We start from the raw sequence: 4,927 nt of genomic DNA on the forward strand, positions 1-4,927 counted from the left end.
GCCGAGGCTCAGGAACGGCCCGGCCAGAAATCCGCCGAGCAGATTGTCAACGCGGTAGCGTTTTTGCACCAGTTCGCTCTGGATCAGCACATCGTCCGAGCTTTCGCTGGTCACGCTGCCGCCTGCCGTGGGATAGATGGTGGTTTTGCCGTACGTCATCGAAACGCCGTTGTCCCAGCGGAGGTTGTCCTTGAAATACTCGACATAAAAATCCAGCGCGCCCTGCACGAGCATCTGGCTGTCGGCGGTAAGTTTCGTGTTGGAAAAATCGCCGTAGAGTGTGGCGTTGCTGATGTCGGTCTGCGAAAATAGCAGTTCCAGCTTGCGCAGGTTCAGCCGCACGAACGGGCGGATATCGTCGCGGTGCGCGGTGAAAGCCAGCAGCCGGCCGTAATATTCCCGTAACGCCGTTTCCCGGAACAGCGAATATAATTCGCCGAGCCGCCCGGCGCGGTAAAGCGTCTGTTCGGGGTTTTCCCGTACCGCGGAAGCGGCGGGCGGATTTCCGGCGGCGCGCTGGCCTTTGATAAAGCCGGTGAAGGCGGAATCGGCCGCGGCTGCGCGCGCCGCCCGCGCGGCGGACAGCCACTCCACCGTCAGGCCGAGCAGATCGGCGTTGGCTATCTGGGTGGAGCCAAATACCGAGGCCAGCGGCGGAAACGCCGCTTTGTCTTTGAGCAGATCGTCCGTGAACGCGATTTTGTAGATTTCATCCTTGTCTATCGGAATATTGGCCAGTCTGCCGTTCTCCGCGAGGCCGGAGGACGCCAGTTTGCTGACTTCGTCGTAATCCGGATCCGTTCCGTCGGGCGTTATCGGCGAAAAATCAACCGCTTTGGCCAGTTCCGCCAGGTTCGCGCCCGTTATGTAGCCGATATGGATTTTCTCCGCCGGAATCCACTGCGAGAACTGGGCCGCCGTAACTTCGCCGGGAAACCGCGCGGGCAGATTGCGCAATTTTACAAACGCGGCTTCCGCGCAGGTGCGTTCTTTCAGTATGTTGGCGCTTAGATTAAACACGGCCAGAGGCGGATAATACAGCGTGTTCCACAGCTCGCGCGGATCCGGCAGCAGCGCGCTGCTCCGCGTCGGTGAAAGCGTTTCCAGCAGATTGTAGTTGAGTTTGTAATACGGGTTGTCCGGCGCGATTGACCGGGGCCGGTTGTCGCCTGTCAGCTCGACCACTCTCGCGGGACTGAAACCCTGCCGTTCGCGTTTGAATTCCACTTCCAGCTCGCCCATGTTGAACGGCGAGCGCCAGGCGTTCAGGATAGGTTCCCGGTTTAATTGCCGCCGCCAGCCGCGCAGATCAACGGTGGACACTTTACCCGCCGCGGTATCGGAGCGCGGCGGCGCCTGTATGACAATGTCGTTGCCGGGCGTACGGAGCAGGTAATCCGACAGTTCGTCCTGCTCCAGCTGGGAAACGAAAACCGTCAGATCAACATGTTCGGTGTCGCGCAAAGCGCCGAGAATGGCGCGGCCTTCGCTGGCGTAATCGGACACGCTCAGCCCGTATTCAAAGGCGGTTTTGGGGTTGAGATCCGGCGCGCTGATCAGCGAATAGACTCCTATTTTTATGCCGCCGGCGTCGAGCACCGCGTATTTGCGCCAGCCTGCGTATGCGCCTGCCGCGCGGTCGAGATTGCCGCATACCGGCGTTATGCTCAAGGTTGATCCATGCAGCAGATATGGTGCGAGCGCCCTCACATCCTGCGCTTTGAACGCCAGGATATCCGTGCCCGATTCCGAATAATATTCCGCCAGCGCGGCGCTTGAAACCAGTCCCTCGTAAGGTTCCACGCCGCCGGTGTTGATGACAAACGACGGTATTGTCTGCCGCGCCGTTTTTTCTTTCTCCGACCGCCAGAATCCTATGCCGCCGACCGGCTTGGAGATCAGCGAAATCGCCGTCTTGCGGCCTTTGTAAGTCAGGTGGTAAACGGTGTAAACGGCCTGCTGCCAGGCGCCCGGCTGGATGGTTTCCCGGTTTGACAGCAGTTTAAACACCCGCCCGGTCACTGTTTCCAGCACGCCCGCCAGCACGGTTCTGGAGGAAACGCGGACTCCGCCCGCCAGTTCCGTTTCCGCCGCGGTTTTTGCTATCAGGCGTGCCAGTTCCGTATCGTCCGGCTGGTCCGGCGCGAGGATGGAAAAAGCTGTCTCCCAGACGGGCGTTTCCTCGAACAGCAGCGCGTCTTTTTCAACTTCCGACAGGCTTTCCGGACGCACCCGTCCGCTGTACGCAAGCAGATACACTCCGTTCTTGGCATAGGTGACGCCTGATTCCACCGAGTCCAGCCGGATGGTGTCGGTATTGGCCGAAACAAGAGTCTGCAGCAGCTGCAGCTGGTCCGGGTTGTTCAGGATGGTGTCATCATAAAACAGCAATCGCGCGGCGTCCGGTTTCGCTGCGCCTGAAGATACTGCCGCGCCGGCCGGCACGCCCTGCGCTGCGCCGGCAAAAACTCCGGCGCACAGCAGCTGGGCCAGTAAAACGGATATTAAATGGTACATGCGCCTCTGCGTGATGTATGTCACCAGCCGTTCGCTATGCGTTCTATAAGCATGCGCGGCAGGCCCAGCGCGGTCATTCTGCTCTGGGTTTTGGCAACGTCGTATTCTATTCTTTTTAACTCGAAAATGCCGGTGCTGGTGTCGAAAATGCCGCAGGAGGCCCGCACGTCCCTGTCGCGCGGCTGGCCGCAGGCGCCGGGATTTATGATGTAGCGCGACCCGTCGTTGGTCTTTATCCGGTCGCCGTCACGCAGCGGCAGCACTTCCGGTTTGTTCCCGTCCGGAGTTTTGCGCATCACAAGCGGCACATGGCTGTGCCCCACGAAACAGACGGGCGTTTTCCAGTAACTTTCGTTCTCCAGAAACTGGTCGGCGGTAAGCATGTATTCCTCAAGCGGATTTTTAGGAGAGCCGTGCACGATCGTCATGCCTTCGCGGCAGATGACGTGCGGCGAGCTCTGCAGAAAATCCATCGCGCCGCCGGACAGCACGTCCTTGACGAACTCAATGGACTGCCGCGCGTACGGGTTGAACCACTCGATCGGAATTTTGCCGAGCGCCGCCATGTCGTGATTGCCCATCACGCAGTCAAGAAACGGAAGCGAGGAGATCTCCTCCACGCATTTGTCCGGGTCCGGCCCGTAGCCCACCAGATCCCCGCAGCAGACATATCCCTGCACCCCATGCAGCCTGTAAAATTCCAGCATCGCTTTCAGCGCTTCGTAGTTGGAATGCACATCTGAAAAAATACCGTATTTCATCGCTTTCCTTTTGAAATTGAAATACCGTCCCCCTGACACTGCCGTTCCCTCTTGCTTCAAACGTTTTGTCCGCGCCCCGCCGCCGGGGTCAAACCGCCGCGGCAGCCCTGTCCTCTCCGAACGTCTGTTCCGCGAACTGCAGCGAAACAGACATCACTTTCGATACGCCCGATTCCTGCATCGTCACCCCGTACAGCCGGTCCGCCGCTTCCATCGTGCGCTTGTTGTGGGTAATGACTATAAACTGGGTCTGGCCGGCAAACTCGCGCAGCAGGTTCACAAACCGTTCAACGTTGGCTTCATCAAGCGGCGCGTCGGCCTCGTCCATAATGCAGAACGGCGACGGGTTCACCACGAAAAAACTGAACAGCAGCGACAGCGCCGTCAGCGCCTTTTCCCCGCCCGACAGCGCCCTGATGTTCTGGAGCCGTTTGCCCGGCGGCTGGGCTACGATCTCGATGCCGGTTTCCAGCAGGTTCTCCGGGTCTGTCAGCAGCAGGTCGGCTTCGCCGCCTTCAAACAGGGTCTGGTAAATCCGGCGGAAACTTTCACGCACTTTCTCGAACGTGGCGCGGAAATTTTCCTTGGTGGTCGCGTTGATCTTGCCGATCGCGGTGCGCAGATCGCGCCTGGCGGTTTCCAGGTCGTTTATCTGGGTCTTGAGAAATTCATAGCGCGACGACAGCGCGTCATATTCCTCCGGCGCCGTCATGTTCACCGCGCCCATGTTTTCAATCTGCCGGCGCATCATTTTTATGCGCTCGTAATCAATCTTGTAATCGGAATACTTCATCGCCGCTTCTTCGGCGGTGGTATTGTGCCGCTCGCGCAGTTCCTCAAGCGCGGCGTCCTTCTGCGCCAGATGGCTGCGGTACTCCATCTCCGCTTCGTGCGCTTTCATCTGGATATCGGTGGTTTCGGTTTTGAGCGCGTAGGCGGTCCGGCTTTTTTCATCAAACTCGCGCTTGCTGTCGGACAGCTGTTCCCGCAGTGTGGTTTCGCTTACTTCCAGTTCCGCCAGCCGGTCGCGCGTCTGCGCCAGTTCAGCTTCCGCGGTCGCGCGGTCGCGCCCCAGTTCTTCAATCCGCAGTTCGGCCTCGCCCCGCCGGCCGGCGCGCTGGCCGGCGCTTTCAACGGCGGCGACATGTTCGGTTTCCGCGCCTCTCAGATCGGATTCAAGGCTCCCGCGCCGTATTTTGTATTCGTAAAGTTCGGTGTTGAGAGAATCCTGCTCGTTTTTAAGCGCGGATGTCTTGGTTTGCGCCGCCGCGCGGCGCACCTTAAGCTCTTCACCTTCCCGGCGGATGCGGTTCTGCTCCGCCCGCAGGCGCTCCAGTTCCGTTTTCAGTTTGGCGATGCCGGCACGGTGGCGGGTTTCCTGTTCGGTGAATTTTTGACGAGCCGAACCAAGCGAATCCAGCCTTTCGTCGGCTGTTTTCAGCAGCTGCCGCGCCTGGCCCAGTTCGTGCTCCAGACTGTTGCCTTTCACCAGCTCGGAATTAAGACGGCTGCGCTGCGCGTTCAGGGATTCCTCGGTCCGGGCCAGCGCGCCGCGGTTTTCCTCGATATCCGCGGAAAGGACGGTGAAACTTTTGCCGGAGGAGGTCAGCTCCAGCCGGACTTCTTCCTCTTTCGCCCAGTACGGCTCC

General features: G+C 59.5%; 3 protein-coding genes. All 3 read right to left on the minus strand.

All coding sequences use genetic code 11. The features are described from left to right. Positions 1-2,517 (minus strand): hypothetical protein (locus PHW69_09805; GenBank protein MDD4005476.1); only part of this gene is annotated, 2,517 nt, incomplete at its 3' end. 20 nt (positions 2,518-2,537) lie between these two features. Continuing rightward, positions 2,538-3,278 carry a metallophosphoesterase family protein gene (locus PHW69_09810; GenBank protein ID MDD4005477.1) on the minus strand — a complete coding sequence of 247 codons (741 nt, stop codon included), beginning with the start codon at positions 3,276-3,278 and terminating at the stop codon, positions 2,538-2,540. Positions 3,279-3,366: 88 nt separating this feature from the next. Then, the coding region (locus PHW69_09815; GenBank protein ID MDD4005478.1) for a hypothetical protein at positions 3,367-4,927 on the minus strand (1,561 nt) is incomplete at its 5' end.

This window comes from Elusimicrobiaceae bacterium, assembly GCA_028700325.1.
Classification (GTDB): domain Bacteria; phylum Elusimicrobiota; class Elusimicrobia; order Elusimicrobiales; family Elusimicrobiaceae; genus JAQVSV01.